Source organism: Rhizobium sp. CIAT894, assembly GCF_000172795.2.
Lineage (GTDB): Bacteria > Pseudomonadota > Alphaproteobacteria > Rhizobiales > Rhizobiaceae > Rhizobium.
Genome location: NZ_CP020947.1, coordinates 3,161,866 through 3,188,861 on the forward strand (window position 1 = coordinate 3,161,866; position 26,996 = coordinate 3,188,861).

Consider the following 26,996-nt stretch of genomic DNA (forward strand, 5'->3'; position numbering starts at 1 on the left):
GCTTGGCGATAAACAAATGCGGACCTTCGTCGGTCGTTAGGTCAATTTTGAAAGTGAATCGCGAGGAGCGATGCCGGGCGGGCTTTCGGCCGCCGGGCGCTCCTCAACGGACCCGGCAACCGCGCGTAAGGCCGAGGAGAAGAAGCGAGGTCAGGGCGCGCGTATTGTCACGCAGCGCAATGCGGCCGCGTGCAATCGTGTCGGAAATTCTGGCGCCATGGGTCTTCATGGCCGCGCTTATAGCCTTGGGCGGCGGAACTGGCAAGCCCTCGCAGCACGCGCCTTCCGTTACCTCGACTGAGACCGGTCTTTCCAAACCCTCACCAGCTGCGACAGCGCGAGCATCAGCCCGCCCGCGATCAATCCCCAGAAGGCGCCTGAGATGCCGCCGAAGGAAACGCCGGATGCTGTGACGAGAAAGGTGATCGCCGCCGCCTCGCGCGATTCCGGCGCCTGGAAGGCCGACATCGCCGAGGACGAGAAGGCGCCGACCAGCGCCAGCCCCGCCACCGCTTCGATCAGGATCGGAGGCGCCAAGGCAACGAAAGCCGTCACTGCGCCGGCAAGCAGTCCGAGGACGATATAACCGACGCCGGCGACCAGCGATGCCCAATAGCGCCGCGTCGGATCGGCATGGGCGTCATGCCCGGCGCACATGGCCGCGGTGATCGCCGCCAGATTGACGGCATGGCCGCCGAAAGGCGCCGACAGCAGCGAGAAGAAGCCGGTGACGGCAAAGAGCGGACCGGGTTTCGGATCGTAGTGATTAACCTTCAGCACCGCGATGCCGGGAATGTTCTGCGAGGCCATGGTGACGATGAAGAGCGGCAGCGCGATCGACACGAAGCCGGCAAGGTTGAACACCGGCCGGACGATTTCAGCCGTCGGCACGAGCGACCGTTCGAGCGAGGCGAATGCGCCGTCGGGGATATCGACGCCGAAGGCCAGCACCAGGACGAAGGCCGCGAGTGCTGCCGGCACTGCCCAGAGCCGCTTGAAGGCGCCGACGACGATCCAGGCGAGAACGATCGGCAGCCCGAACAGCGGATTGAAGCCGATCGCCTTCACCGGCGCGAAACAGAGGCCGATCAGCACGCCGGAAAGCATCGCATTGGCAAGCGGTGCGGGAATGGCGGCAACCGCCCGGCCGAGCGGCTTGAACAGCCCGGCGACGATGATCAGCGCAGCACAGATCAGGAATGCTCCGACCGCCGCATTGAAGCCGCCCTCGATCGCCCCGGTGCTTGCCAGCAGCGCGGCGCCCGGCGTCGACCAGGCGATGCTGATCGGCAATCGCGTCACGGCACTCAGCACGATCGCGCAGACGCCCATGGAGATCGACAATGCCATCAGCCCGGACGCCGCCTGCGCATCGGTGGCACCCACCGCTTCGAGCCCATGCAGCACGACGGCAAACGAGCTGGCAGAACCGACGAAAGCGGTCAGCAGCCCCATGAACAGGGCCTGGACAGAAAAATCTTTGAGCATGGCGGAACTCGCAGGCTGCGGGAAGGCGCATGGAGCATGACGATCGCCGCCAACGCAAGCCCGGATTCGGTCCTTTCCGTCCAGCCCTTGCCGATAGGCATCAGCCGAAAACAAAACACCCTCGCCTGCGGTGAGCCGGCAAGGGTGGTTCTTGGTATCTTTGACTGAGAAACCTCAGATATCGGCCTGCGACGTGACGATCCGCGAAACGAGGCCATAATCCTTCGCTTCTTCGGCAGAGAGCCAATAGTCGCGATCGGTATCCTTGGCGATCTTGTCGAGCGGCTGGCCGGTGGCGGCAGCCATGATCTTGTTCAGGCGCTCGTTCATCTTGATGATCTCACGCGCCTGGATCTCGATGTCGGATGCCATGCCGCGTGTGCCGCCGGAGGGCTGGTGCAGCAGGAAGCGGGTGTTCGGCAAGCAGAGGCGCTGCTCCTTCGGAGCCGCGACATAGATCAGCGCGCCGGCCGAGGCAACCCAGCCCGTGCCGATCATCCAGACCTTCGGCTTGATGAACTTGATCATGTCGTGGATGGAATCGCCGGATTCGACATGGCCGCCGGGCGAATTGACATAGATGCGGATATCGTCGTCGCTGGCCGCGGCAAGTGCAACGAGCTGCGAGCAGACCTTCTGTGCCAATTCCTGATTGATCGGTCCGTAAATGAAGATCGAACGCGACTTGAAAAGATTCGCCTCCGTTTCCTTGCCGAGCGGCAGTTCCTTGGTCTTGTCGTCTTGTTCTTCGTCGTTCATTCGAACCTCTTGGAGATGAATTCGGCTTCCCCGCACATAGTGCGACTCAATGCCTAAAACAATGCGGGAAAAACACAAGGCACCGAAGCGGTGGAGATATCCTTAAGAAGCCTCACGCCGTTCTGCAAGCCTTACTGAAATGTAACGGGCAATGGCTTTGAAAAGCCTGAATCGGTTCCTACCTCACCCCTCACATGGCAACCGCCATACGAAATCAACAGGAGACAGGACATGTCACCGGAAGAACGCCAACTATTGACTGCCCTCTTCGACCGCGTGCGCACCGCGCAAGCCCAGCCGCGCGACCGCGAGGCCGAGGCCCTGATCGAGCAGGCGACGCGCGAGCAGCCATCGTCCACCTACTATCTGGCCCAGGCCGTCATCGTTCAGGAAAAGGGGCTGGAAGCAGCCGCCAATCACATCAAGGAACTCGAGGAGCGCGTTCGGCAGCTCGAAGCCGGCGCCAGCGAGCACCGACAGGCCGAACAGGGCGGCGGTTTCCTGAGCTCGATCTTCGGCAACACCCAGACGCAGCAGCCGGCTCCGGTCCCCTCCAACCCCGGCCCCTGGGGCCAGCCGTCGCGGGGCTATGACGAAGCCCGCGATACCCGCCAGATGCCGCAGCAGCCGACCGGACCGTGGAGCCAGCAGGCCTCTGCGCCGTCTGCGGGCGGCAGCTTCCTGCACGGCGCGCTCGGCACGGCGGCGGGCGTTGCCGGCGGCATGCTGCTTGCCAATTCGCTGAGCGGTATCTTCGGCAACCACATGTCTTCGCTCGGCTGGGGCTCGCCCTTCGGCGCCAGCCCCTTCGGCAATGCCAGCGCGCCGGCCGAGGAAACAACCGTCATCAACAATTATTACGGCAATGACGATGTCCGCCAGGCGTCCGACAATGCCGGCAATGATGACGACGACAATGTGCAGCAGGCCGATTATGACGATGGCGACGATTACAGCGATGACTCGTCCGGCGACGTCACGGATGTGTGAGAACCAGCGCTGAAGCCTTGACGGCCAGCGGTCGGACAAGGGACAGCGGTTGCCGCACCCTCGCCCGGCCCTTCGCTTGGGCTCAGGGCGTTCGCTGCTGCAATCGATTCACTGGATCGATTGCTCGGGCTGCGCCCGATCGCAGCTCACCCACGTCCGCGATAGGTGGGCACACCCTGCTCCGGCAGCCACACCCCTTCCGGCGGCTTGCCCGTCTGCCAGAACACGTCGATCGGAATGCCGCCGCGCGGATACCAGTAGGCGCCGATCCGGAGCCACTTGGGATCGAGCAGTTCGACGATGCGCTTGGCGATGTAGATCGAGCAATCCTCGTGGAAAGCGCCGTGATTGCGGAAGGAATGCAGAAAGAGCTTCAGCGACTTCGATTCCACCAGCCATTCGCCCGGAATGTAATCGATGACGATATGAGCGAAATCCGGCTGCCCGGTCATCGGGCAGAGCGAGGTGAATTCCGGCGCGGTGAAGCGCACGACGTAATCGGTGCCGGCATGGTTGGACGGCACTTTTTCAAGCACCGCCTGCTCCGGCGACTGCGCGGTTTCGGTTTGCTGACCCAGCATCGACAGGCTGGAAACATCGGTATTCGGCATCATGCCTCCTTGACGACTTTGACGCGGATGCCATGGGCCTTTTCGCCCTCCGGCTCCACATGAATGGCTATTTTGGCGCCCTCATGCACGGCGCTGATGGCATCCTCAAGGCGGTCGCATATATCATGTGCCTGCCGCACGGACATAGTGCCGGGCACGACCATGTGAAAATCGATGAAGGTAACAGTGCCGGCCCGCCTGGTCTTCAGGTCATGCACGCCGATCGAGCCCGCCGCATGGGTGGCGATCGCCTGTTTGATCGCCTCTTCGTCGCGCGGATCGACCGCCTGGTCCATCAGCCCGCCGATCGATTGCGAGATTACCTTCCAGCCCTGATAAAGGATGTTGATAGCAACGAGGATGGCGAGCACCGGATCGAAGATCGCATAGCCGGTCGCCAGCGCCAGCAGCAGGCCGACGAGCACGCCAACCGACGTGACAACGTCGGACATGATATGCTGCCCGTCCGCCGTCAGCGCCGCCGAGCGGTGTTTGCGCCCGGTCCGGATCAACAGCCGCGCCCAGACCGCATTGATGACGCCGGCCGCGACATTGATCGCGAGGCCGAGCACCGGCGCATCGAGCATGCGCGGTTCGCTGAGATAACCGATCGCCTCGTTGACGATCAGCAGGGCGGCGACGACGATCAACACGCCTTCGGTGACAGCAGACAGATATTCCGCCTTGTGATGGCCGAAGGGGTGGTCGTGATCGGCCGGCTTCTGCGCGTAGCGGATGACGAAAAAGGCGATGAAGGCGGCAACGACGTTGACCGTTGATTCGAGGCCGTCCGACAGCAGCGCCACCGACCCGGTGACCCACCAGGCCACCATCTTCAGTCCCATGACGCCGAGCGACAGCGGAATGCCCCACATCGCCAGCTTCCGAACCGTAAGATCGCCGTTGTCGCTCATATCGTCCTCCTGCGGTTGCGAATGAATTGCAGGGTCCAAGCCATTGAAATGCAAAACCGCCCACGCGAATGTCGCGCAGGCGGCCCAGTTGAGGGTGATATGGGCGATGATGATGGATTTGTCAAAGGAGAATGCCACTCCGTTCACGGCGTTGCCGCCCCTCGCCGGAAAGCTGCCTCGCGGCGCGACTCAGCCGATCGGGTCGGAAAGGTCAGCCTGCGGCCAGCGCAGGAGAGCGGCCTGCCCTGCCGGCGTCAGCGCGTAGACGCCCTTTTCCTGGCGCTCGAACCATCCATAGACGTTGTCGCGCAGGATCGGACCGGCCTTTGATGTCAGCGCCTTCATATCTCGAGGCCTTACGATTCCCCGATCGAGTGCCGAAGCGCAAAGCAGCGCCTGCTGGCGGTAGGCGGTCATGATCGGCGCCCGCGAGCCGCCGCCAACGGCAGGATCGCCGCGGCGGCGCTGATGCTCCTTGACGAGGCGCGTGCGCCGCTTCGGATTGGTGCGCGGCATCGGCGAGACGGAACTGACAATGACGCTGACCTCACCGCCGTCGGAGACGCCGAGCATGCCGATGCCGAGCCGTCGGCAGAGATCGCGGTAACGTTTATCGGCCTCTCGCCCGCGCCCCTTGGCCGAAACGCGGGCCGCGATCCAGACTTCATCGCTCATGGCGGCGCGGTCGACTGCCTGGAGAAGCAGTTCGAGGTTGAAGGAAAGTTTCAGTTCGCAGACCACCACGACCGGCGGCTCGCCCTCGCTCAAGCCGACGAGATCGCATCCGGCGACCTCGCCCTTCACGACATAACCGGCCGCCTCAAGGAAGGTTTTGACCGGCAGGTAGAGCGACGTTTCCACAGTGAAAACGTCGCCTCAGGCAGCGTTGAGATCAGCAATCTCGCCATATCGTGCGAGCAGTCGCGGTGAGGACATGTCGCCGGTTTCTTCGTCGACGATCACGGCATAGGCCGCCACGCCGACGAACCGCTCAGCCATCGCCGAGGCGATCTTTTCAGCGCTGACGGAATTCGACGCCTGGCGCATTTCGCCGGGCACAAGATTGCCGCGGTTCTTGCGGTAAGGGAGCACGATGAACTTTTCAGCATTGGCCACGGCGATAATTCCCGGTTGATCGTTCCTGAAATGTTCTGATTTGCCTGATAAAGTCAACCGCTGAATGGCCGCCGCCCTTCCCGTGACAAGGAAGGGCGGGGCGGATAGCCATCAAGCAGCCTTCGTCTTCGCCTTGCGGGCCAGATGCGCCACGACATTTTCAATCATCCGCATACCGGCATCGCCGCCGAGCGTCATGATCGATTCCGGATGGAACTGCACTGCGGCGATCGGCTCCTTCTCATGTTCGATGCCCATGATCGTACCGTCTTCGCTTTCCGCCGTGATGATGAACTCACGCGGCAGCGTCGAAGGATCGGCGAAGATCGAGTGATAACGGCCGACCGTCACTTCCTTCGACAGGCCGGAGAAGACGATGCCCGGTTCCAGCACGCGGATGCGCGACGGCTTGCCGTGCATCGGCAGGGCCAGATGGCGCAGTTCCCCGCCATAGGCTTCAGCGAGCGCCTGCAGGCCGAGGCAGACGCCGAAGATCGGCAGGTTGCGCGCCCGCGCCTTCTTGATCGTCGCCTTGCAGTCGAAATCCTTGGGCGTTCCGGGTCCCGGCGACAGCACGACGAGGTCAGGATTCAGCCGGTCGAAGATCTCTTCCGGCACCGGCGTGCGCACGGTCGAAACCGTCGCCCCGGTCTGGCGGAAATAATTGGCGAGCGTGTGAACGAAGCTGTCCTCATGATCGATCAACAGGATGCTGACACCCTTGCCGACGCTTGCGACGTCGCGCTGGATCTTGCCGGAATTGCCCGTTTTGGCATCGCGGATGGCGGAAAGCATGGCGGAGGCCTTCAATTCTGTTTCGGCTTCTTCTTCCTCTGGAATGGAATCGTTGAGCAGCGTCGCGCCGGCGCGCACCTCGGCGATGCCGTCCTTGATGCGCACGGTGCGCAGCGTCAGGCCGGTATTCATATCGCCGTTGAAGCCGACCATGCCGATCGCCCCACCATACCATGCGCGCGGGCTCTTTTCATGGCTCTCGATGAAGCGCATCGCCCAGAGCTTCGGTGCGCCGGTGACGGTGACGGCCCAGGCGTGGCTGAGGAAACCGTCGAAGGCATCCATATCGTCGCGCAACCGCCCTTCGATGTGGTCGACCGTATGGATCAGGCGCGAATACATCTCGATCTGCCGGCGGCCGATCACCTTGACCGAGCCGGGTTCGCAAACGCGGCTCTTGTCGTTGCGGTCGACGTCCGAACACATGGTCAGCTCGGATTCGTCCTTCTTGGAATTCAAAAGCTTCAGGATCTGCTCGCTGTCGGCGATCGGATCGTCGCCGCGTTTGATCGTGCCCGAAATCGGGCAGGTCTCGATGCGGCGGCCGGACACGCGCACGAACATTTCGGGCGATGCGCCGACCAGATATTCCTGGTTGCCGAGATTGATGAAGAAGGAATAGGGCGACGGGTTGATCGCCTTCAGCCGCCTGGAAATGTCGGAAGGCTTGCTGTCGCAGCGCTCCATGAATTTCTGCCCCGGCACGACTTCGAAGAGGTCGCCCTTGCGGAAACTTTCCTTCGCCTTGGTCACGAGCTCGGCATATTCGCCCGGCCGGTGATCGCTCTTCGGCGGAATGGAATCGGTGTGTTTGAAGGGTTCCGGCGCGATATCGCCTGCCTTGCCCTCGGTCGACACGCCGCCCTTTTCGAAATCGTAACGGTCGACCCAGGCCTTGGCGGCGTAATTGTCGACCACGAGGATCTCGTCCGGCAGGTAGAGCACCATATCGCGCTGGTCCGAGGGCCGCGTCAGCGTCAGATTGATCGCGTCGAACTGAAAGGCAATGTCGTAGCCGAAGGCGCCATAAAGCCCGAGGCTCGCATCCGCCTGCGAATAGAAGAGGTCGGTCACGGCGCGCAGCACGGTGAAAACCGTCGGCATCTTCGAGCGCTCTTCCTCGGTGAATACCCGGTCCGGCTTCTTGACCGAAAGATCGAGGCGGCGGGCGGAGGAAGCGCCGAGCACGAGCTCGGGCACCGTCTTCAGCCGCTCGGCCACAAAGCCGAGGATGACCTCGCCGCGTTCATTATAGGCTTCGATCCAGACGTCGCGCCCGAAGGAGGAGATGCCGAGCGGCGGATCGACGACGGCGGTATCCCAGCGCGTATAACGTCCAGGATATTCGTAGTTCGACGAGAACACAGCGCCGCGGCGTTCGTCGAGCTTGTCGATATAGGAAGAGACCGCATCGCCGTAGGGGATTGCCCGCCGCTGCCGCGTGACGGATATGCCGCCCTTGGTCTCGTAGATTTCTGCACCATCATCCCGCAGGATCGTTACCATTGTTCCACTCCGTTATCGGGGCCCGGACGACAGGCGGCGATAAAACAAAAAAGCCGCCTCGAAGTTTCGGGCGGCTCACTCGTCGTCGTCTTTGGACACGATTGGTCGAGGCCGCCTTAGCGAGCCCACCACCAAACAGCAATGTTCAAGGACTTGATCATGGAAAATTGTTAGCCTGAGATCGGCCATTGCGCAAGAGGCGATCGCGGGAATGAAAGGGGCAGCCCGAAAGCCGCCCCTGCCCCCAACCTTGAACGCGTAATCCGTAATCAGAACGTCTTGGTGAGCGAGACCTTGAAGGTACGGCCCGGCTCGGAATACCACTCCCGCGGCTGCGACGCCGTCGCCGAGCTGAGATTGACGTCGCGCACGGCGAGCGCGTTGTAGTGCTCCTGGTCGAAGATGTTGTAGACCCCGGCTTGAACGCGCAGGCCCGGCAGCTGTTCCGGCGTCCACCAGCCGGTCAGGTCGACGATGGCATAGCCGGGCGCATCGAAGGTCGTGTCGGCGGTGTTGGTGATTGGTGTATCGAGGTGGTCGGTCAGCATACCGGCTGAAAGCGTCGAGGAAAGATCGAAGCCGAAGGTCTCATTGCTCCAGCCGCCGCCGACGATCGCCTTGAACGGCGCCACCGAGCGCAGGCGCTGGGTGGTCTCTTCGTTCCTGCCATAGGCATAGGCAAGCGAAGTATGCAGATTGATACCGTTGCCGAAGGTCTTTGCTGCACTGACTTCAATGCCGGAGATCGTGGCTGCAGCCACGTTCGTGTAATTGAACTCCGTGAAGCCGGTCGAGTCGACGCTCGTCACCGTCTCGATGAAGTTCTGATAACGGGTATGGAAAGCCGCGACCCTGCCGGTAAAATCGCCCGTGTCGAAATTGGCGCCGACTTCGATGCCGCGACCGATTTCCGGTTCCAGATCAGGATTGCCGAGCTGGGCGTAGCGGCCCGTAGGGTTGTAGAAGCGGCTGTAAAGCTCGTCGACGGTGGGCGCACGGAAGCCGACCGCGAGCTGCATATAGAGCTCTATATCAGGCGTCAGGTCGTATGTCGCAAGGATCTTCGGCGACATGGCGGCTTCCGTCCGCTCGCGAAGATCGCCGAAACGGGTAAGGCCGGTATTGTTGGCAAAACCGCCGCCGGTCGTGGGATCGTAGTTGAACCAATCGAAGCGGAAGCCGGGCGTCAGCGTGAAGCCGGTATTGCCGATCTCGATCTTGTCTTCGACCACTAGCCCAAGGTTCTGGCTGTCCACATTGGGCACTTCCGCCTGATTGTTCAGCGACGGGCAAGTCGTCGACGTGGGGCACAGAGCCCAGCTATATTGGCTCCAGCTGGAGACGCCGACATCGAGGCCGACGCGAACCGAGTGGCTGAGGCCGGAATATTCGAAATCCTTCGTCGCGGTGCCGCTGAAGCCCCAGGTTTCGTTTTCGACCTCGTTGTTGCGGCCATAGGCAACATTGGCGGTCGTACGGCCCCCGCTGCCGGCTTCCTTCTTCAAATCCTGCCAATAAAGGGTGGCGCGCGCACTGCTGAAGAAGGCGTCGGAAGACTGCGCTTCATAATCGTAGTCGAGCGATACACGATCGCGGTCACGCAGTTCGCGGCCGTCATAATTGTCGATCATGAAGTTACGAGGGCTGGTTCCCCCCTGAAGGTGGCGCAGGTCGGTTTCAAGGTCCCGGCGGAACCGTTCCGCAGTCAAGCCGATGCGATGGCCGCCTTCCAGCTCCTGACGCAGTTTGAAGAGCAGGTTGTTCTGATCGAAGTCAGCCGGATTCGCCTCTGTGCGGAAACGACCGTAAACGTCATTATTGCCCATGTTCGCCCGCTCATGGCCTTTGCGGTAGCCGCCCTGGAACAGGATCGAGGTACCACCGATCTTCTTGGCAGCCGCGGCTGAGCCGGAAAGGCTCCTGTCTTCGCTGTCATAGGTCGACTTGACGATCGCGCCCCAATCGCGGCCTTCAGGAATGAGATCCTCCGGTTCCAAGGTATTGAGAACGATGGCGCCGCCGAGCATGCCCGAACCGCCCTTGCTCGAATCCGCGCCGCGCACGATATCGAGCGAGGACAATGAGTCGAAATCGAAGGTGTCGCCGCCGCCATTGGCGTTAGCAGGCGCAAAAGCACCCTGGCGCGAGCTGTTCGAAATATAAGGGATCGGAATGCCGTCGATGGTGGTCAGGATGCGAGCACCGGAAAGGCCGCGCAGGTTGAAGCCTGCGTCGCCTCGCGAATAGTTCACGCCCGCATCGACGCTACGGCCGATATCGTCGTAATTGGTGACCTGCTTCTCTTCCAGTTGCTTCTGGGTGATCTCCGTCGCCAGCGGCGTATCGGCGACGCTGCCCGGCGCCACGCGTTTGCCCTTGACGACGATCTTCTGCAGGACGGTGCTGTCCTCCGTCGTCGCTTGCGGCGTGGTTGCCGCAGCGCTTTGCGCGAAAGACTGCGAAACAGGAAGAACAACTGCGGCTGCCGTGCAGACCAATAGAACCGAGCGCCAATACCGGACGATCATAACCTACCCTCTCATGATGATTACCGGGCTGGCTGGTCGTGGCGCGTCGAACGCTCGAGGGGCTGGCTGGGCTTTGCGGATGAAGACGCGGAATTTCGCCTTCTTTTCGCCGCATAAAAAACATGAGTTGATATGTCAAGATAATGCGGAAACTTATGTTGAATATATTCAAGTTTTAATGATCTTTGCGGGCGTTGCGCAATTGCAACGAAAACCGCCACAATGCGTTATATCTTGCGCTATCGACATGACGGAACCGGATGCGTTGAGAACACTTTCGATACTGGCAATCCTCGCCGCTACCGCCTTTCTTACCGGCGCCCGCCTGCCCCCGCATGGCCCCTTACCCCAACCTCGACCCGACGCCGGGGAGATGACAGCTCCCGCCCCGCTTCCTGATAAGACTGAACCGCCTGCGCCGGTTGATGTACCGGCACCTCAGCCAAAACCTGACGTGAAAGAGCCGACGACACCCGCGCCCGACCAGCCGACGGCGCCCCCAACCGAACCGACAAAGCCCGAACCAGCAAAACCCGAACGGGCAAAGCCGGAGCCGTCAGAACCGGTGCAGGGCCCGCCGCTGCCGCCGGGCGGGGTCTCAAGCCCGCAGACACCGGTGGAAGAAAACAAGCCGCCTGCCGAACAGACGCTCGAAGAGCAACATCTGACGATCGAACCCGAAAGTGACGCGGAACACGCCGAATGCACCGCCGCACTCCAGGCCTTGGGTGTCATCTTCAAGGAAGCGCCGCGCATCGACGATGGCAACGGCTGCGGTATCGACAAGCCGATCACCGTCTCCGAAGCCCTACCCGGCATCAAACTGAAGCCTGAAGCGACGATGCGCTGCCCGGCCGCACTTGCCCTTGCCCGCTGGATGAAGGAAAGCGTTATTCCGGCGGCCTCGGCCGCCCTGCCGGAACAGGGCCGCATCACCACAGTCAACCAGGCAACGTCCTATATGTGCCGCCTGCGCAACAGCGCCGAAACAGGCAAGATCTCCGAACATGCCCGCGGCAACGCCATCGATATCACAAGCTTCCATTTCGAAAAGGGCGAGGATGTCGCTGTCCGCTCCCGCCGCGAGGATCCGACGCTGACCGGCGCCTTCCAGCGCACCGTCAGCGCCGCCGGCTGCCTTTATTTCACCACCGTCCTCGACCCCGAAAGCGACGCCGCCCATGAAACCCATTTCCATCTCGACGTCATCGAGCGAAAGGGCGGCTATCGCTATTGCCATTGATCATTCCGTGGCTGCGATCCCCGCTTGAATCGTGCAGCGAAATACCCAAATCAAAGCTGCAGAATGTCAGGGGAAGGGTTCGTCGCGTATGAAGATCATCGCATGTTACGCGATCTTGGCTCTCTTTTTCCTGGGCATTGGATTCGTTTTTACCGGCAAACTGCATTGGTTTCTTGCCGTCGGGATGCTGCTCACAGGCACATTGGAACGGCTTGTCCTCTGGATGCTCATAGGCCCCGAACAAGAGAAAAACCATCGTCTCCGTCTATTGAGACAACCAGCCAAGTCATCCCCGGATCAGAACAGCCCCTCGATATAACCCTGGTCGTTCAGGAAAATCCGCTCCGCCGAGGGTGATTTCGGCAGGCCGGGCATCGTCATGATCTCGCCGGTGATGGCGACGACGAAGCCGGCTCCGGCCGAAAGCCGCACTTCCCGCACCGTGACGATGTGGCCTTCCGGCGCGCCGCGCAGGTTCGGATCGGTGGAGAAGGAATATTGCGTCTTCGCCATGCAGACCGGCAGCTTGCCGTAGCCCTGCTCCTCCCATGTCTGCAACTGGTCGCGCACCGCCTTGTCGGCCGTCACCTCGCCGGCGTGGTAGATCTTCGAGGCGACGATCTCGATCTTCTCGAACAGCGAAATGTCGTCGCCGTAGAGCGGCTGGAATTTCGCCTGGCCCGATTCGGCCAGTTCCACCACCTTGTGCGCCAGTTCCTCGATGCCGGCCGATCCCTTCGCCCAGTGCTGGCAGAGGATCGCCTCGGCACCGAGTCGCGAGACGAATTCCTTCACCGCCGCGATCTCGGCATCGGTATCCGAGACGAAATGATTGATCGCCACGACGACGGGCACGCCGAAGCGGCGCACATTGGCGACATGCCGGCCAAGATTGGCGCAGCCCTTCTTCAGCGCCGCGACATCCTCCGTGCCGAGATCCTCTTTCTTCACCCCGCCATTCATCTTCAGCGCCCTGACGGTCGCGACGATGACGGCCGCATCCGGCTTGAGTCCGGCCTTGCGGCACTTGATGTCGAAGAATTTCTCCGCTCCCAGATCGGCCCCGAAGCCCGCTTCCGTCACCACATAGTCGCCAAGCTTCAGCGCCGTCTTCGTCGCCGTCACCGAATTGCAGCCATGGGCGATGTTGGCGAAGGGGCCGCCATGCACGAAGGCGGGATTGTTCTCCAGCGTCTGCACCAGGTTCGGCTGCATCGCATCCTTGAGCAGCACCGCCATGGCGCCGTCGGCTTTCAGGTCGCGCGCATGCACCGGCGTCCTGTCGAAACGGTAGCCGATGATGATGTCGCCGAGCCGCCGCTCCAGATCCTTGAGATCGGTGGCAAGGCAGAGGATCGCCATCACTTCGGAGGCGACGGTGATATCGAACCCGCCCTGGCGCGGGAAGCCGTTGGCGACGCCGCCGAGTGAGGAGACCATGCTGCGCAGCGCCCGGTCGTTCATATCCATGACCCGCCGCCAGGTGATGCGGCGGATGTCGATATTCTCTTCGTTGCCCCAATAGATGTGATTGTCGATTATCGCCGCCAACAGATTGTGTGCCGAGGTGATCGCATGGAAATCGCCGGTGAAATGCAGGTTGATGTCTTCCATCGGCACGACCTGCGCATAACCGCCGCCGGCAGCCCCGCCCTTGACGCCGAAGCAGGGGCCGAGCGAAGCCTCGCGGATGCAGACGATCGCTTTCTTGCCGATCCGGTTCAGCCCGTCGCCAAGCCCGACAGTCGTTGTCGTCTTGCCCTCGCCCGCCGGCGTCGGATTGATCGCGGTGACGAGGATCAGCTTGCCGTCCCTTTTGCCCGCCTGCGCCGCGATGAACTCGGCGCTGACCTTCGCCTTGTCGTGACCGTAGGGGACAAGTTGCTCGGCCGGAATGCCGAGCTTCGCCCCGATCTCGAAGATCGGCTTCTTGGCCGCGGCGCGCGCGATCTCGATATCGGATTTGATGGATGGCATCGATGTCCCCCGTCCCGGCCTCCGCAGGCGCGAAGGCGTTTGTCCTCGTCAATGGGATATCGAAATATCGGCAAGCTGTGAATAGTGCTCGCCTTGCGGCCGCCACGCTGGACGGTTATGTGGCGAGCAACGATCGCAGTTTTACAGGATGAAGACATGAAAGCACTGGAATTGATCATCGAGCGCATTATCCTGTCGAGCCGGTGGATCCTCGTCGCCTTCTATATCGGCCTGGTACTGGCGCTCGCCGTCTATGCCGTTTCCTTCGGCTACAAGCTCCTGAAGATCGCCTCCGGCGTCTTTGCCCTCGATGAGGCGGAGATGATCCTTGCCATGCTCAGCCTGATCGATGCGGCCCTTGTCGCAAGCCTGATCGTCATGGTGATGATCTCGGGTTACGAGAATTTCGTCAGCCGCTTCGACGAGGCCAGCGAAGCCGACAACGAAGTCTCCTTTCTCGGCAAGCTCGATTCAGGCAGCCTGAAGATCAAGGTCGCCTCCTCGATCGTCGCCATTTCCTCCATCCACCTGCTGCAGGTCTTCCTCAATGCCGACAAATACGAGGACGGCAAGATCATGTGGCTGACCCTCATGCACCTCGCCTTCGTCGCCTCCGCCGTCATGCTCGGCTTCCTGGAGAAGCTGATGAGCGTGACCTCGAAGAATGACTTGAAGGACAAGGGATAGAGCGACGACGAACCGGTGGCCACATCGGTGAGCGGGCACACCGGCCGTCAATGCATTGTTTTCCGCATCAATTCGCGGCTGCAGCAGCAGGAACGATCTCGGCCGCAGCTTTTCTGGGGCATCGAAGACTTTCCTTGGCATCGGGTCCACACAGGCGATCGCCGGGCTCATCGCCATAAGGGATGATGCCATTGACGATGCCGAGCTCGAGCGCCTGAGCACGAGGAATTTCTTTTCGCTCGATCGGGGCCGCGAGCATCATCGTCTCGAAAGACTCGGCATTGACGCCCATCTCGTCGAAATAGGCGAAGAATTTCGTAGCTTCAGCCGCCGTGGGTCTCGCAAAGCCGATATCGGAATATCCGATAATCCGCGGCGTTCCGCTCATCAACACGAGAGTACATGTCGAAAGACAGTATGCGCCGCCCGCAGAGACCTCTCCGCCGGTCGGTCCGCTTTTGGCCATGCTCGCCTTGCAACGCGGGTTCAGCGTCGGACAGTTCGGCAACCGCGTTCTGCCAACCGAGGTCTCCACACCGGCGGCACGGATCATGCGCCCCATTGCGAAAGCCGCATCCATGTCCCCGCCATTGGACTGAAGGACGATTGGCAGCTTTCTGTCGCCGAGCGTCTTCAAGATCGCCTTCAGCCGAGTCGGGGTATCCGGCGCGATGTCTCCCTCCGCAGAAATCCACTGCGTGCACTCCTCCTGGCAATTGCCATGATACATCAGGAGAAAATCCATCGAATGGGGTGTCGGCAGTTTGTCGCTTGCGGCTGCAGCCTGCGCGAGCGCGTCGACCGCCGAACGGCTGTGGCAGATGGCATCGGCGGCTGCACCCGGCACGCAGAGCGGCATGCCCGGCCACTCATTGTAAGCCAGCATGTCGGTGTTCAGCCCCATGCGAAGTGCATCCGCGGGTGGCACGATCGTGATGCGATCCGGAGCCGTGCTCATCATCAAAGCGATCAGATCGCCGCTAACGCCCATCTCCTTCAAATAGCTCGTCAAGGCAGCGGTGGCCTTCTTGCCGAGCTTGGTGGAACTGCTCTGCCCCACCGCCTTGCGTCCAACCTCCTTGCGGGAAATTTCCTGCTTCCTGCCGTTCACGATCTTGTATTCGATACGATAGGAGATACGCACCTTGTTGTAGACGGTCGTGATCTGGTGCACGCCGATGAAGGCCCATTGCGACGAGACGCGCGAGGTGCCGCCGGCGAAAGCCAGGGGACATGCGGAAAAACAGTATGCGCCGTCCGAATAGGTGACGCCGACCGAGCTGCCATCCTTAGCGATAGCCGCGGCGCAACGCGCATCATCCGCCGGGCAGTCCTTCAGTCGGGTGCCCCCGACGGCTGTTTCCAGGCCTGCCTTGCGGATCATCCGGCCCATCGCATAGGCAGCATCCACCTCGCCACCTTCCGACTGGAACACGACAGGCAGTTTCCGGTCTCCGATTTTCTTCAGAACTTTTCTGAGCTGGGCGGGAGTATCGGAGGTTATTCGCCCCTCTGCCGAGATCCATTCAGGACAGTCTTCCATGCAGAGGAGGCTGCGTACAATGATGAAACGCATCGCGGGCTGCCCCGTCTGCTTCTTCTGCTCGGCGGCCTGCGAGGTCGCGGCCCCGATCGACAAGCTCAGAAAAAATAAGGCAAGTAATATCAGAGAAAACAGATGCTTCATAAAAACAGAAATTGCAAAGCGCACGATTAAATCGCCTCATTTATACATGGAAGCAGGCTTAGCAATTGCACTGAACGGCAGCAAGTCGATTTCGATGGCAGTGTCGCCCAGCCTCTTTCCCGAAGTGATTCCCTTACCATCAGGCCTAAGCGAACTCATGACCATCCAGTCATGCAAGATGTTACCGATACCAGAACGCTACTATTATCGACGGCAACTCAACCGAAGCGCGCGCAATTGTGACTAATTCTTCACAATTTGGGTCAATCGGCTCGCATGAAGCCAATTGGGACTAGCATCCAACGGGTTTTCCGTATTTGATAGCGGTAACATTAGGCTGCCCGGGGGCGTACATATGTCTTACATGACCACCTCTGAAAGACAGTCATTGCTTTCGGCGGAACTTGCCGGGGCAAGAACGCGCAGCCTGTTTGCCCAGGCGCTCGGCAGGGTCTCGTCTGCCTTCGGATTGTCACATGCGACGCTGATGCACGCCCCCTCTTCGGAAGACCTCCTGCTGAGGCCCCTGCTGATCGAAACGTCGCTTCCGGCCGCCTATATCAGGGAGTTCGACCGCGCCCACATGATGCGCGGCTGTCCATTTGGCCTGCGGCTGAGGGAGTCCGCGGTCCCGCCGGTTTGGCACCTCAACGACGCGGTCAATGGTCAGGCCTTCCCCGCAGAACTGCGTGCTTTGATGCTGCGCCACGCCATACCGGCAGGCATTGCCATGCCGACCATTACAGCCGACGGCCAGCGTTTGGTCTTCTGGTTCTGCGGCGAGCGCGCCGCACTTGCCCAGAGCGAAGTCAATGAACTGGCAATGATCATTCTGCATGCACTCGATGCGTATAATGCAGTGAAGCGCAATGAAGAATGCACGCATAACGCGCTATCGATCCGAGAGCTGGAAGTTGTGCGCTGGACCGCCCAGGGCAAGACCTCGATCGAAATCGGCCAGATTCTGACCCTCTCGGACCATACCGTGAACGCCTACATGACGAACGCGATCAAAAAACTCGATTGCGTCAACCGTACCCAGTTGGTCGCGAAGGCAATTCGATTGAAGCTGATCAACTGAGAGTCGGCACGTCGTCCCGTGATCTGGGGGTATCGTGTCTTTTCGCTTCGAACAGCCCGTCATTGACAAGGCAGAGCAATCCCGCGCCCACATCGGCATCACCGATGCGGAAATCGTCCAGATGCTTGTCGCCTATCGCCTATTCGGCCTCTGGCGCATCGACATCGAAACAGGTCATTTCTTCGCAAGCGAGGATGTGCACACGATCTTCGACCTCCCCTACAGCAACGGCCCCGTCAACCTGGCGGAGCTGATGTCGCGCATCCACGCGGAGGATCGCAGCCTGATCGCCCAGACGTTCGAAGAGGCGAGCCTTCACCGCCTCGGCTTCCATTTCGTTTACCGCGTCGACAACCGGCTTGGCGGCTACAAGCTGGTACGCAGCGTCGGCCGCTTTCGTGACGGTGAAAGCGGCGGCAGCATCGTCGGCATCACTTACGAGTTCGTCGAGAAGCTGGGCGTCGTCGGCTTCGAGCACAATACGATACCCCGCTAATTCGAGAGTGCTCAGCGATCGAGCACAGAGCGGATTTCCACCAGGTTCGAACGCACCCTAAGAATATAGAATCCCATGGTGGCGAGGTGGCTCGGCATGATCCACCCATCCTCGCGCCCGTTCGAGATGATCGCCGGCTGAATGCGCAGTGCTGCCTGGAACTGCCGCGTCGTGCCGCCCCAGATCGCGCCGAGATTACGCTCCTGCACCACCTGCGAGAAATCCGCCTGCGCTGCGGTCAGGATGGCGTAATAGGCATAGAGCTGGCCGTAGGCGAACCAGAACCGATCGTCGGCGCGTGTATCGAACCAGCCGCGATTGTGGTGCTCCGAGCGTTCGGCGAGCATATCGGAAGTACTGCCGAGATCGTTGGCGATGCGGTCGATGAACTGCATCAGGTTGTCGGCGCGGCCATCGAAAATGGCGTTACAGGCGGCGAGATCGGTGTTGAACTTGCGCAGATCTCCGATTGCCGTGCGATAGAAGGAAGGCGTCGGTGTCTTCGGGCCGAAGGGATTGAGCCCGAAATACCAGCTGTATTCGTCGAACTGCAGATTGCCTCGCGCACGCTGCAGATCGTTGTTGATGCCCGAAGTGCCGCGCACGCGCCCGAGCGTATCGACAAGCTCCGCCGACGTCCGGCGGACCGCCTGGTTGATGCCGCGCTGGAACGAGGCCTTGTTGTCGAGAAAAGGCGTGTGATCCCAGTCGATGCCGAAAAAGCCCATCTTGTAAAGCAGCATGGAGGAAATCCATGCATTCTGGTTGACATTGAAATCGGTCAGGTCGGCCGTAACGTCGACGATGGCCGAGCGCTGGCAGGTCTTGGCGGCCGCCGTTCCGGCTCCCTCGGCAGCAGGCAGCTCCTGCCCGGCGGGAACCTTGCGTTCGGAAAGCCGGTACTGGTCGACGAAGGCGGTGTTGAAATTCGTCCAGACCTGCGTCTGCCAGAAGAAATAGCCGTAAAGTACGACGAAGAGCGCCACGAGTGCGATAACCGGCAGCCGGATCATCCAGCTCCGGCGCTCATACCAGCCGTGCGCGGCAAGGAAGGGCCAGAAGACCCAGGCGGAAAACAGGCGGGCCCAGCGACCGATCATTTGGCCGATCAGTCTGAAAAAACCGGCTATCCGGTCAAGCATCGTCGGCTCCTGTCAGGCGAGGCGAACATCAGGACATTTCGGCCCTTTGCATCACATATGCGCTGGATGGGCCGAGCACAACACGAGCGCTTCGATTTTCCGAAGAGCTCATCGCGCAAAAGCGCGCGAACCGCAGCCTGCGGCTCAGGGACGCAGGAAAGACAGACTGAAACGGAATGACCTGCGCGCGGTGTCGATCAGAGGCGCTCCCGATGTTTCCGGCGGTACGCCATAGGTCGGAAACCTGCCGGCGCATTCGAGATCGGCACGGCTTTTGCGCCGCTCCAGATCCTGGGCGACCAGCATGCCCTTCTCAAACAACCTGATCGGCGGGGCGATATCGGGAAAGAGTTCGGGTTTGATCCGCATCTTCATTCCCGGCCGGTCGGTATCGACCTGCGCCTGGTAGATGATCAGCCGCTCCTCGACGTCGATCATCAGCTTGCGCAGCAGCACGTTGCAGGCGGCAATTCGGCCGTTCAGCGAATCGACAAAGGCCTGGAACAGGCCGATGAAGCGCTCGCGCCGCTGGCTGTCGTCGCGCATCTCGTGCTCCTCGGCCGAAATCCGCTCGGCTTCCGCCTTCAGCGCCCGCCGTTCGGCCTCCATCTGCTCCCAATGCGCCCTGTTGCCGTAGACGCCGATCCGGCCCTGCGTTATCAGCGCCTTGGCGTTGAGCTCCTTCATCTTGAGGCGGGCGATATCGATGGAATCGACCAGCCGGCGCCGTTGCTCGACGATATCGACGAGGCCGCGTTCGGCTGCCTTGTGACATTCGACGATCGAACTGCGCTGGCTGGCGATCAGCCTGGCGAGAGCATCCGATTTCGCCAGAAGGTCGAGCAGCCGTTCAATGACCGGCGCCTCGCGCACGCGTTCGGTATACATGCGCCACATCCGCTGCCGCGAGGTCCAGCCGGCCATTTTTTCGCGCAGCGTCAGGCCGCGGAACCTGTCGAGATCGGCCGAAACCTCGGCCGTCATCCGGTCGAGCGAAAAGACCAGTTCGGCAAGCAGTGCATCCAACGCCGCATTGTCGGCGATATGGGCCTGGAAACGACCATTCTGTTCGAGAAAGATCTCGTCGGCCAACCGCACTTCGTCACCGTTGAACGCACGGATGCAGGCCACGCAATAGGCTCCGTCGGCCGCAATCCTCTCGGCAAGGCCGCCTGCGGCTTCGTACTGGCTGTCGAATGGCGGAGGTTTGCGCACCAGGCTCTCCAGGGAATCTCGTGCTTGCCAAGCTAGTGCAATTCGGGGAAAAGTGCGAAACGGTTTTCCGTCCGGCATTGCGTAAAATAAAACCACATCGTTTGCCGCGCCAAAGAAAACAGGCGACGTCGCGACCTCAGACCGGCTCGGCGATCCAGGCCCCGTTCATTGCTTCATCCCAATGCCTGCGGCAGAGCGAGACATATTTCTCATTGCCGCCGACATCGATCTGCGCGCCTTCGTGCAGCACGTTCCCCGCCGCGTCGAGCCGCACCACCATCGTCGCCTTGCGCCCGCAATGGCAGATCGTGCGCACCTCGCGCATTTCATCAGCGATCGCCAGCAGCTCCTGCGAGGCCGGAAACAGCTTGCCCTGAAAATCCGTCCTCAACCCGTAGACCATCACGGGAATGCCGAGCCTGTCGACGACCCGGGCAAGCTGCCAGACATGGACAGGCGTCATGAAATGCGCCTCGTCGACGAAGACACAGGCGATCGGCGCCCCGTCTCCGCTCAAGCTCGCAATCAGTTGGAACAGGTCCTCGTCCGGCTCGAAGGGAATGGCGCTCGCCTCCAGCCCGATCCGCGAGCCGATAACGCCGCGGCCGGCGCGCTCATCGAAGGCGGCGATCAGTTGCACCGTGCGCATGCCGCGCTCCTGATAATTATAGGAGGCCTGCAGCAGCATCGTCGACTTGCCGGCGTTCATCGTCGAGTAGTTGAAATAGAGCTTTGCCATCCGATTTCTCCTTAATCGGTTTATTGAAAGCTCCAACTGGCAAAGAAAAGCCCCGTAGCGGCAATAATCACAGGAATCGACGCCCAGAAACCGCCGAAAGCCTCGAAAACCGGACAGAACGAAAAATCTGCAGACGTCGCAATCGCACCCGTCGATACGACGCAAACACACGGAGGTCGCTTGTCAAACTCGGCTATTGGTGATTGGCTTGGGGACCTAAAGACTGGGAGTCTAAAATGAAAACAACAAGCGCATTCAAACTCGTCACTGCAACTGCCGTCGCCGCCCTCTCCGTTGCGACCGCCGCTTTCGCCGCCGATCCCGACAGCTGCTCCACCGTCCACTTCTCGGATGTCGGCTGGACTGACATCACCGCCACCACGGCTACCGCATCCGTCGTCCTGAAGAGCATCGGCTATCAGACCGACGTCAAGGTTCTCTCGGTGCCGGTCACCTATACCTCGCTGAAGAACAAGGACATCGACATCTTCCTCGGCAACTGGATGCCGACGCAGGAGAAGGACGTCCGTCCCTATCTCGACGACAAGTCGGTCGAATCCTTCGGCCCCAACCTCGTCGGCGCCAAGTACACGCTCGCCACCAACGCCAAGGGTGCAGACCTCGGCATCAAGGACTTCAAGGATATCGCCGCTCACAAGGACGATCTCGACGGCAAGATCTACGGGATCGAGCCTGGCAATGACGGCAACCGCCTCGTCATGGACATGATCGAAAAGAACACTTTCGGCCTCAAGGATATGGAAGTCGTCGAATCCTCAGAACAGGGCATGCTCGCCCAGGTCGCCCGTGCCGACAAGGCCGGTAAGCCCGTCGTTTTCCTCGGTTGGGAACCCCATCCGATGAACACCAACTTCAAGCTGACCTATCTGACCGGCGGCGACGATATCTTCGGCCCCGACTTCGGCGGCGCCAAGGTGTTTACCAACGTGCGCGCCGGTTATCTCGACGAATGCCCTAACATCGGCAAGATGCTGAAGAACCTGACGTTCTCCCTCGACATGGAGAACCACATCATGGGCAAGATTCTCAATGACGGCAAAGAGCCGGAAGCTGCGGCTTCCGAATGGCTGAAGGCCAATCCTTCCGCCATCGAGCCCTGGCTCGCCGGCGTCACGACCCGCGATGGCAAGGGCGACGCGCTGGCGGCCGCCAAGACCGGCCTCGGCCTTTGATGATATGAACGGGGCGGCTCGCCGCCCCGTTTCATTTTTGTCCCATTGTTGATTTTTTCTGGATAGGCGCGCTCTTGAATTGGATCACCGACTTTAAGATTCCCATCGGCCCTTTGGCCAAGTCCTTCGTGGACTGGTTGACCTCGAACGGCGAGTGGTTCTTCAATCAGCTGGCATTCCTGCTGTCGAGCGCCATAGACGGCCTGCTCTTCGTCCTGCAGAAACCGCACCCGCTGATCGTTATCGCCGCCATCACCGCCATCGCCTTTTGGCTGCGCCGGTCGATCGCGATCGCCGCCTTCACCTGTCTTGGGCTGCTGCTCATCGTGAACCAGGACTATTGGAAGGAGACGACGGAAACGCTCGCCCTCGTGCTCGCCGCCACCTTCGTCTGTATGGTGATCGGCATTCCGCTCGGGATCGCCGCCGCCCGCCGCCCTTGGGTCTATGCCGCCATGCGCCCGGTGCTCGATCTCATGCAGACGATCCCGACATTCGTCTATCTGATCCCGGCGCTGATTCTGTTCGGCCTCGGAATGGTGCCGGGCCTGATCGCGACCGTCATCTTCGCGATCCCTGCGCCCATCCGGCTGACACGCCTCGGCATCATCTCGACGCCGCCATCCCTGGTCGAAGCAGCCGTCGCCTTCGGCGCGCGGCCGATGCAGGTGCTGCGCAAGGTCGAGCTTCCCTTCGCCGCGCCGCAGATCATGGCAGGCCTCACCCAGACCATCATGCTGTCGCTGTCGATGGTCGTCATCGCCGCACTCGTCGGCGCCCCCGGACTTGGCGTGCCTGTCGTGCGCGCGCTGAACACCGTCAATATCGCCAAAGGCTTCGATGCAGGTTTCTGTATCGTCATCCTGGCGATCATTCTCGACCGCATATTCCGCGCAGGCGACGAAGGAGACGGCGCATGACAGCGATAGACTTCAAGAATGTCAGCATCATCTTCGGCGACCGGCCGGAAACCGCCCTTGCCATGGCCGACCAGGGCAAAACGCGCGACGAGATCGGTGCTGCGACCGGCCTGGTGCTGGGCGTCGCCAATGCCTCGCTGACGATCGAGGAAGGCGAGATCCTCGTGTTGATGGGCCTTTCCGGCTCGGGAAAATCGACGCTTCTGCGCGCCGTCAACGGGCTCGCTCCCGTGGTGCGCGGCGACGTTTCGGTCTCCACGAACACCGGCCCCGTCAACCCTTACAAATGCAGTGCCAAAGCCCTGCGCGACCTGCGCACCCACACCGTCTCCATGGTGTTCCAGCAGTTCGCCCTCCTGCCCTGGCGCACGGTCGCGGAGAATGTCGGCTTCGGGCTTGAGCTCGCGGGCATGCCGGAGGCTGAACGCAAGGTCCGCATCGGCGAGCAGCTCGAACTCGTCAACCTGACAAAATGGGCGGATCGCAAGGTCAACGAACTCTCGGGCGGCATGCAGCAGCGCGTCGGGCTTGCCCGCGCCTTTGCCACCGGCGCCCCGATTCTGCTCATGGACGAGCCTTTCTCGGCGCTCGACCCGTTGATCCGCACCCGCCTGCAGGACGAACTCCTTGAGTTCCAGCGGCGGCTGAAGAAGACCATCCTCTTCGTCAGCCACGATCTCGACGAGGCCTTCCGCATCGGCAACCGCATCGCCATCATGGAGGGCGGGCGGATCATCCAGTGCGGGACGCCGCACGACATCGTCAAGAACCCCGCCGATCAGTATGTCGCCGATTTCGTGCAGCATCTCAATCCGATCAACATGCTGACGGCGGCCGACGTGATGCAGCCCGGCCTCGGCCAGACCGCCGCCGGCATGAGCGTCAGCGCCACCGCCCGGGCCACAACCCCGCTCGTCGATGTCCTAGACGTACTCGCCCGCCAGCCGGGCAGCATCGGCATCGTGGAAAACGGCGCGGTCATCGGCACCATCACCGCCCAGGATATCGTCGCCGGCCTCACCCGCCATCGTCGTAAGGAGGACGCTTGATGTTTTCGATCCGCTTTGCCACAAAGCGGATATGAAGGATCAGCCCTCGCCCATACGCGAAACCGACGACGAGGCCCGCAGGCTCGGCCGCGTGCTGCTGCGCTCTGCGCGGCACGCGGCGCTTGCCGTTCTCGACCCTCAGACCGGTTTTCCTTTCGCCAGCCGCGTGCTCGTCGCCACCGATATTGACGGCAGTCCTGTCATTCTTGTTTCGAAGCTGTCGGCCCATACGAGAGCGCTCGCCAGGGACGCGCGCGCCTCGCTGCTCACCGGCGAGCCCGGCAAAGGCGATCCTCTCGCCTACCCCCGTCTGACGACCCAATGCCTGGCGGAGCCGGTCGAGCGTGGCCACGCGTTCTACGAGCGTATCCGCACGCGTTTTCTCTCTCGCCATACCAAGGCAGAGCTTTATATCGATTTTCCTGATTTTCTCTTTTTCCGTCTCAAACCGGAATTGGCCAGCCTCAATGGCGGCTTCGGCCGCGCCTATCAACTCGATGGAAACGATCTCGTCATCCAATCCGCCGCGAATGAGGAAATCGCCGCCGGAGCAGCAGAAGCAGTGCGAGATTTAGTAGAACGCCACCCTGACGTGGCCGAGACCCTCGCTAGCAGGTTAAACGCGCCGGAATCGGCTTCCTGGCGCATTTGTGGTATCGATCCCTCAGGTTTCGACCTCATTTCCGGCGATTTTCTGCTGCGATATGAATTCGAAACCCTCGTTGGAGAGGCCGATCACATTTGTTCAAACATATCTAAAATAGCATACTCGATACCTTAAATTTAGGTATATACAATCTTCGACCCTAGTTGCTAGTTTTTAGGTGTGGGTGAAAATCGCGACAGGCGGCCTGTGCCAACACACGTGATGTACGTTTCGCATTAGGAAGATAACAATATGGAAACCACTGATTTGGCCGAACACACGAATGTGGCGGCAGCGTTATTGTCGGCCATGGCCAACCCCAAGAGATTGCTGATCCTGTGTAGCCTCGTGAAGGGCGAAGTGGCCGTTGGCGCGCTTGCAACGCAGGTCGGCCTCAGCCAGTCGGCTCTCTCTCAGCACCTGTCGAAGCTGCGCGCTCAAAAGCTGGTCAAGACCCGCCGAGACGCGCAAACCATCTATTATTCGAGCACCTCCGAATCGGTGATGAAGATCCTGGCGACGCTCGAAGACATCTACCTCGTGCCGAGCAGGAACAGATCCGCGGCATGATGATAGCGCTGACATGAATGTCGGCACGATGCCGTGGCGTAAGGGAATGTTCCCGGAGGCACGGCAACGATATTTCAGCACCTGAACCTTTCGTACGACCGGCAAATTTCACGTTTGCCGGTCGTATCTTTATTTTGACATCCCCTGACCCCGTTATTGGCGCGGCGGACCGAAGCAATTTGAGCCTCCTGCCGGAAGCAAGCTTCGGGACTTTTCCCGTTGACGCCTTGGGAAGCCCTGATAATTTGACCGGACAGTCAAAATATGGGCGTGAAGCCCCGGAAACGGGCCGTCAGCGGCCAGGAGAACAGCATGTCCAATCGCCTCAATGCACCCAACGATCTTCGCGCCTTCTGGATGCCGTTCACAGCAAATCGCCAGTTCAAGAAGGAACCGCGTTTGTTCGTTGGCGCCAAGGATATGTATTATACGACCCATGACGGCCGTCAGGTGCTGGACGGCACCGCCGGCCTCTGGTGCGTCAATGCCGGCCACTGCCGCCCGAAGATCACCGAGGCGATCCGCGAACAGGCCGGCGAGCTCGATTACGCGCCGGCTTTCCAGCTCGGCCATCCCAAGGCCTTTGAGCTGGCCAACCGCCTGGTCGATATTGCGCCGGAAGGCCTGGATCACGTTCTCTATACCAATTCCGGATCCGAATCCGTCGAGACGGCGCTCAAGGTGGCGCTTGCTTATCATCGCGTGAAAGGCAATGGCTCACGCTTCCGCCTGATCGGCCGCGAACGCGGCTATCACGGCGTCAATTTCGGCGGCATCTCCGTCGGCGGCATCGTCACCAACCGTAAGATGTTCGGCACGCTTTTGACCGGCGTCGACCACATGCCGCACACCCACCAGCCCGGCAAAAACAACTTCACCCGCGGCGAGCCCGAGCATGGCGGCGATATCGCCACCGAACTCGAACGGATCGTCACCCTGCATGACGCCTCCACCGTCGCCGCCGTCATCGTCGAGCCGGTGGCCGGCTCCACCGGCGTGCTGATCCCGCCGAAAGGCTACCTGCAGAAGCTGCGCGAAATCTGCACCAAGCACGGCATCCTTCTGATCTTCGACGAGGTCATCACCGGCTTCGGCCGCCTCGGCGCCCCCTTTGCCGCGCAATATTACGACGTCAAGCCCGACATGATCACCGCCGCCAAGGGACTGACCAACGGCGTCATTCCGATGGGCGCCGTCTTCGTCACCTCCGAGATCCATGATGCCTTCATGAACGGCCCGGAGCACATGATCGAGTTCTTCCACGGCTACACCTATTCCGGCAATCCGATTGCCTCCGCTGCCGCGCTTGCTACGCTCGACACCTACAAGGAAGAGGGGCTGCTGACCCGCGCCGCCGAGCTTTCCGACTACTGGGCCGACGCGCTGCATTCGCTGAAGGACTGCCCCAATGTCATCGACATCAGGAATACCGGCCTGATCGGCGCGATCGAACTCGATCCGATCGCCGGCGAGCCGACCAAGCGCGCCTTCACCGCTTTCCTGAAAGCCTATGAAAGCGGCCTGCTGATCCGCACCACCGGCGATATCATCGCACTCTCGCCGCCGCTGATCATCGAGAAGCACCACATCGACGAACTGTTCAGCAAGCTGCGGACCATCCTGCAGAACAATATTTGAAGACGC

At 60.9% G+C, this 26,996-nt stretch carries 26 protein-coding genes; 12 read left to right on the top strand and 14 right to left on the bottom strand.

Annotated features, from left to right (window positions below):
- Nucleotides 1-288: 288 nt before the first annotated feature.
- Nucleotides 289-1,488, bottom strand: coding sequence for a benzoate/H(+) symporter BenE family transporter (locus RHEC894_RS15705; protein ID WP_085737960.1), 1,200 nt, complete (start codon nucleotides 1,486-1,488; stop codon nucleotides 289-291).
- 36 nt (nucleotides 1,489-1,524) lie between these two features.
- Here RHEC894_RS15705 and RHEC894_RS33790 point away from each other — a divergent pair, with 36 nt between their 5' ends.
- The gene (locus RHEC894_RS33790; protein ID WP_281069149.1) at nucleotides 1,525-1,656 is read left to right on the top strand and encodes a hypothetical protein; all 132 of its coding nucleotides are present in this window, start codon (nucleotides 1,525-1,527) and stop codon (nucleotides 1,654-1,656) included.
- Nucleotides 1,657-1,662: 6 nt separating this feature from the next.
- On the opposite strand, the gene RHEC894_RS15710 is transcribed toward RHEC894_RS33790, so the two are convergent.
- The gene (locus RHEC894_RS15710; protein ID WP_085737961.1) at nucleotides 1,663-2,247 is read right to left on the bottom strand and encodes an ATP-dependent Clp protease proteolytic subunit; all 585 of its coding nucleotides are present in this window, start codon (nucleotides 2,245-2,247) and stop codon (nucleotides 1,663-1,665) included.
- Between the two features lie 231 nt (nucleotides 2,248-2,478).
- On the opposite strand from RHEC894_RS15710, the gene RHEC894_RS15715 reads away from it, so the two are divergent.
- Complete coding sequence (locus RHEC894_RS15715) at nucleotides 2,479-3,237, top strand: DUF2076 domain-containing protein (RefSeq protein ID WP_085737962.1); 759 nt, start codon at nucleotides 2,479-2,481, stop codon at nucleotides 3,235-3,237.
- Between the two features lie 146 nt (nucleotides 3,238-3,383).
- Here RHEC894_RS15715 and queF read toward each other — a convergent pair whose 3' ends face one another.
- The 6 genes from queF to RHEC894_RS15750 form a co-directional block, all read right to left on the bottom strand.
- Entirely contained in the window at nucleotides 3,384-3,848 is a 465-nt protein-coding gene (queF, locus tag RHEC894_RS15720) for a preQ(1) synthase (protein WP_085737963.1), read from the bottom strand.
- On the bottom strand, nucleotides 3,848-4,762 hold the full coding sequence (gene emfA, locus RHEC894_RS15725) for a CDF family cation efflux transporter EmfA (protein ID WP_085737964.1): 915 nt from the start codon (nucleotides 4,760-4,762) through the stop codon (nucleotides 3,848-3,850). Before emfA ends, queF begins: the two co-directional genes overlap by 1 nt.
- Nucleotides 4,763-4,951: 189 nt before the next feature.
- The gene (locus RHEC894_RS15735; protein WP_085737966.1) at nucleotides 4,952-5,623 is read right to left on the bottom strand and encodes a DUF2161 family putative PD-(D/E)XK-type phosphodiesterase; all 672 of its coding nucleotides are present in this window, start codon (nucleotides 5,621-5,623) and stop codon (nucleotides 4,952-4,954) included.
- Between the two features lie 15 nt (nucleotides 5,624-5,638).
- Complete coding sequence (locus RHEC894_RS15740) at nucleotides 5,639-5,878, bottom strand: hypothetical protein (protein WP_003561395.1); 240 nt, start codon at nucleotides 5,876-5,878, stop codon at nucleotides 5,639-5,641.
- A gap of 111 nt (nucleotides 5,879-5,989) precedes the next feature.
- Complete coding sequence (locus RHEC894_RS15745; RefSeq protein ID WP_085737967.1) at nucleotides 5,990-8,179, bottom strand: anthranilate synthase; 2,190 nt, start codon at nucleotides 8,177-8,179, stop codon at nucleotides 5,990-5,992.
- 269 nt (nucleotides 8,180-8,448) lie between these two features.
- Nucleotides 8,449-10,707, bottom strand: a complete 2,259-nt coding sequence (locus RHEC894_RS15750; protein ID WP_085737968.1) for a TonB-dependent hemoglobin/transferrin/lactoferrin family receptor — start codon at nucleotides 10,705-10,707, stop codon at nucleotides 8,449-8,451.
- A 247-nt stretch (nucleotides 10,708-10,954) separates the two neighbouring features.
- Between RHEC894_RS15750 and RHEC894_RS15755 the strand changes: the two genes are divergently transcribed.
- A complete protein-coding gene (locus RHEC894_RS15755; RefSeq protein ID WP_085737969.1) occupies nucleotides 10,955-11,950 on the top strand; it encodes an extensin family protein in 996 nt (331 codons plus the stop codon).
- Here RHEC894_RS15755 and RHEC894_RS33045 read toward each other — a convergent pair.
- Nucleotides 11,913-12,206 (bottom strand): hypothetical protein, encoded by a 294-nt coding sequence (locus tag RHEC894_RS33045; protein ID WP_164517693.1) that lies wholly within the window; start codon nucleotides 12,204-12,206, stop codon nucleotides 11,913-11,915. The two genes, RHEC894_RS15755 and RHEC894_RS33045, sit on opposite strands and share 38 nt — an antisense overlap.
- Nucleotides 12,207-12,247: 41 nt before the next feature.
- Nucleotides 12,248-13,927: a formate--tetrahydrofolate ligase gene (locus RHEC894_RS15765; protein WP_085737971.1), complete on the bottom strand. Its 1,680-nt coding sequence runs from the start codon at nucleotides 13,925-13,927 to the stop codon at nucleotides 12,248-12,250.
- 156 nt (nucleotides 13,928-14,083) lie between these two features.
- Here RHEC894_RS15765 and RHEC894_RS15770 point away from each other — a divergent pair, with 156 nt between their 5' ends.
- Entirely contained in the window at nucleotides 14,084-14,614 is a 531-nt protein-coding gene (locus tag RHEC894_RS15770) for a TIGR00645 family protein (protein ID WP_085737972.1), read from the top strand.
- A gap of 67 nt (nucleotides 14,615-14,681) precedes the next feature.
- Here the strand turns inward: RHEC894_RS15770 and RHEC894_RS15775 are convergent, their stop codons facing one another.
- Entirely contained in the window at nucleotides 14,682-16,325 is a 1,644-nt protein-coding gene (locus tag RHEC894_RS15775) for a hypothetical protein (RefSeq protein ID WP_010069513.1), read from the bottom strand.
- A gap of 331 nt (nucleotides 16,326-16,656) precedes the next feature.
- On the opposite strand from RHEC894_RS15775, the gene RHEC894_RS15780 reads away from it, so the two are divergent.
- Both RHEC894_RS15780 and RHEC894_RS15785 read left to right on the top strand, forming a co-directional pair.
- Nucleotides 16,657-17,382: a LuxR C-terminal-related transcriptional regulator gene (locus tag RHEC894_RS15780; protein WP_085737973.1), complete on the top strand. Its 726-nt coding sequence runs from the start codon at nucleotides 16,657-16,659 to the stop codon at nucleotides 17,380-17,382.
- Nucleotides 17,383-17,416: 34 nt separating this feature from the next.
- Complete coding sequence (locus RHEC894_RS15785) at nucleotides 17,417-17,878, top strand: PAS fold-3 domain protein (protein WP_010069511.1); 462 nt, start codon at nucleotides 17,417-17,419, stop codon at nucleotides 17,876-17,878.
- Nucleotides 17,879-17,889: 11 nt separating this feature from the next.
- Here RHEC894_RS15785 and RHEC894_RS15790 read toward each other — a convergent pair whose 3' ends face one another.
- The 3 genes from RHEC894_RS15790 to RHEC894_RS15800 all read right to left on the bottom strand — a co-directional run bounded on the left by RHEC894_RS15790 (nucleotide 17,890) and on the right by RHEC894_RS15800 (nucleotide 20,974).
- A complete protein-coding gene (locus tag RHEC894_RS15790; RefSeq protein WP_085737974.1) occupies nucleotides 17,890-19,020 on the bottom strand; it encodes a DUF2333 family protein in 1,131 nt (376 codons plus the stop codon).
- 144 nt (nucleotides 19,021-19,164) lie between these two features.
- A complete protein-coding gene (locus RHEC894_RS15795; protein WP_085737975.1) occupies nucleotides 19,165-20,235 on the bottom strand; it encodes a hypothetical protein in 1,071 nt (356 codons plus the stop codon).
- Nucleotides 20,236-20,371: 136 nt separating this feature from the next.
- The gene (locus RHEC894_RS15800) at nucleotides 20,372-20,974 is read right to left on the bottom strand and encodes a thymidine kinase (RefSeq protein ID WP_085737976.1); all 603 of its coding nucleotides are present in this window, start codon (nucleotides 20,972-20,974) and stop codon (nucleotides 20,372-20,374) included.
- Nucleotides 20,975-21,210: 236 nt separating this feature from the next.
- Between RHEC894_RS15800 and RHEC894_RS15805 the strand changes: the two genes are divergently transcribed.
- The 6 genes from RHEC894_RS15805 (at nucleotide 21,211) to RHEC894_RS15830 (ending at nucleotide 26,990) form a co-directional block, all read left to right on the top strand.
- The gene (locus RHEC894_RS15805; RefSeq protein ID WP_085737977.1) at nucleotides 21,211-22,167 is read left to right on the top strand and encodes a choline ABC transporter substrate-binding protein; all 957 of its coding nucleotides are present in this window, start codon (nucleotides 21,211-21,213) and stop codon (nucleotides 22,165-22,167) included.
- A gap of 74 nt (nucleotides 22,168-22,241) precedes the next feature.
- Entirely contained in the window at nucleotides 22,242-23,087 is an 846-nt protein-coding gene (gene choW / locus RHEC894_RS15810) for a choline ABC transporter permease subunit (protein ID WP_085737978.1), read from the top strand.
- Nucleotides 23,084-24,136 carry a choline ABC transporter ATP-binding protein gene (gene choV / locus RHEC894_RS15815; protein ID WP_085737979.1) on the top strand — a complete coding sequence of 351 codons (1,053 nt, stop codon included), beginning with the start codon at nucleotides 23,084-23,086 and terminating at the stop codon, nucleotides 24,134-24,136. Before choW ends, choV begins: the two co-directional genes overlap by 4 nt.
- A 31-nt stretch (nucleotides 24,137-24,167) precedes the next feature.
- Entirely contained in the window at nucleotides 24,168-24,917 is a 750-nt protein-coding gene (locus RHEC894_RS15820; protein ID WP_010067735.1) for a pyridoxamine 5'-phosphate oxidase family protein, read from the top strand.
- Between the two features lie 117 nt (nucleotides 24,918-25,034).
- Nucleotides 25,035-25,352, top strand: coding sequence for a metalloregulator ArsR/SmtB family transcription factor (locus tag RHEC894_RS15825; protein ID WP_085737980.1), 318 nt, complete (start codon nucleotides 25,035-25,037; stop codon nucleotides 25,350-25,352).
- 312 nt (nucleotides 25,353-25,664) lie between these two features.
- Nucleotides 25,665-26,990 carry an aspartate aminotransferase family protein gene (locus tag RHEC894_RS15830; protein ID WP_085739011.1) on the top strand — a complete coding sequence of 442 codons (1,326 nt, stop codon included), beginning with the start codon at nucleotides 25,665-25,667 and terminating at the stop codon, nucleotides 26,988-26,990.
- Nucleotides 26,991-26,996 lie beyond the last annotated feature (6 nt).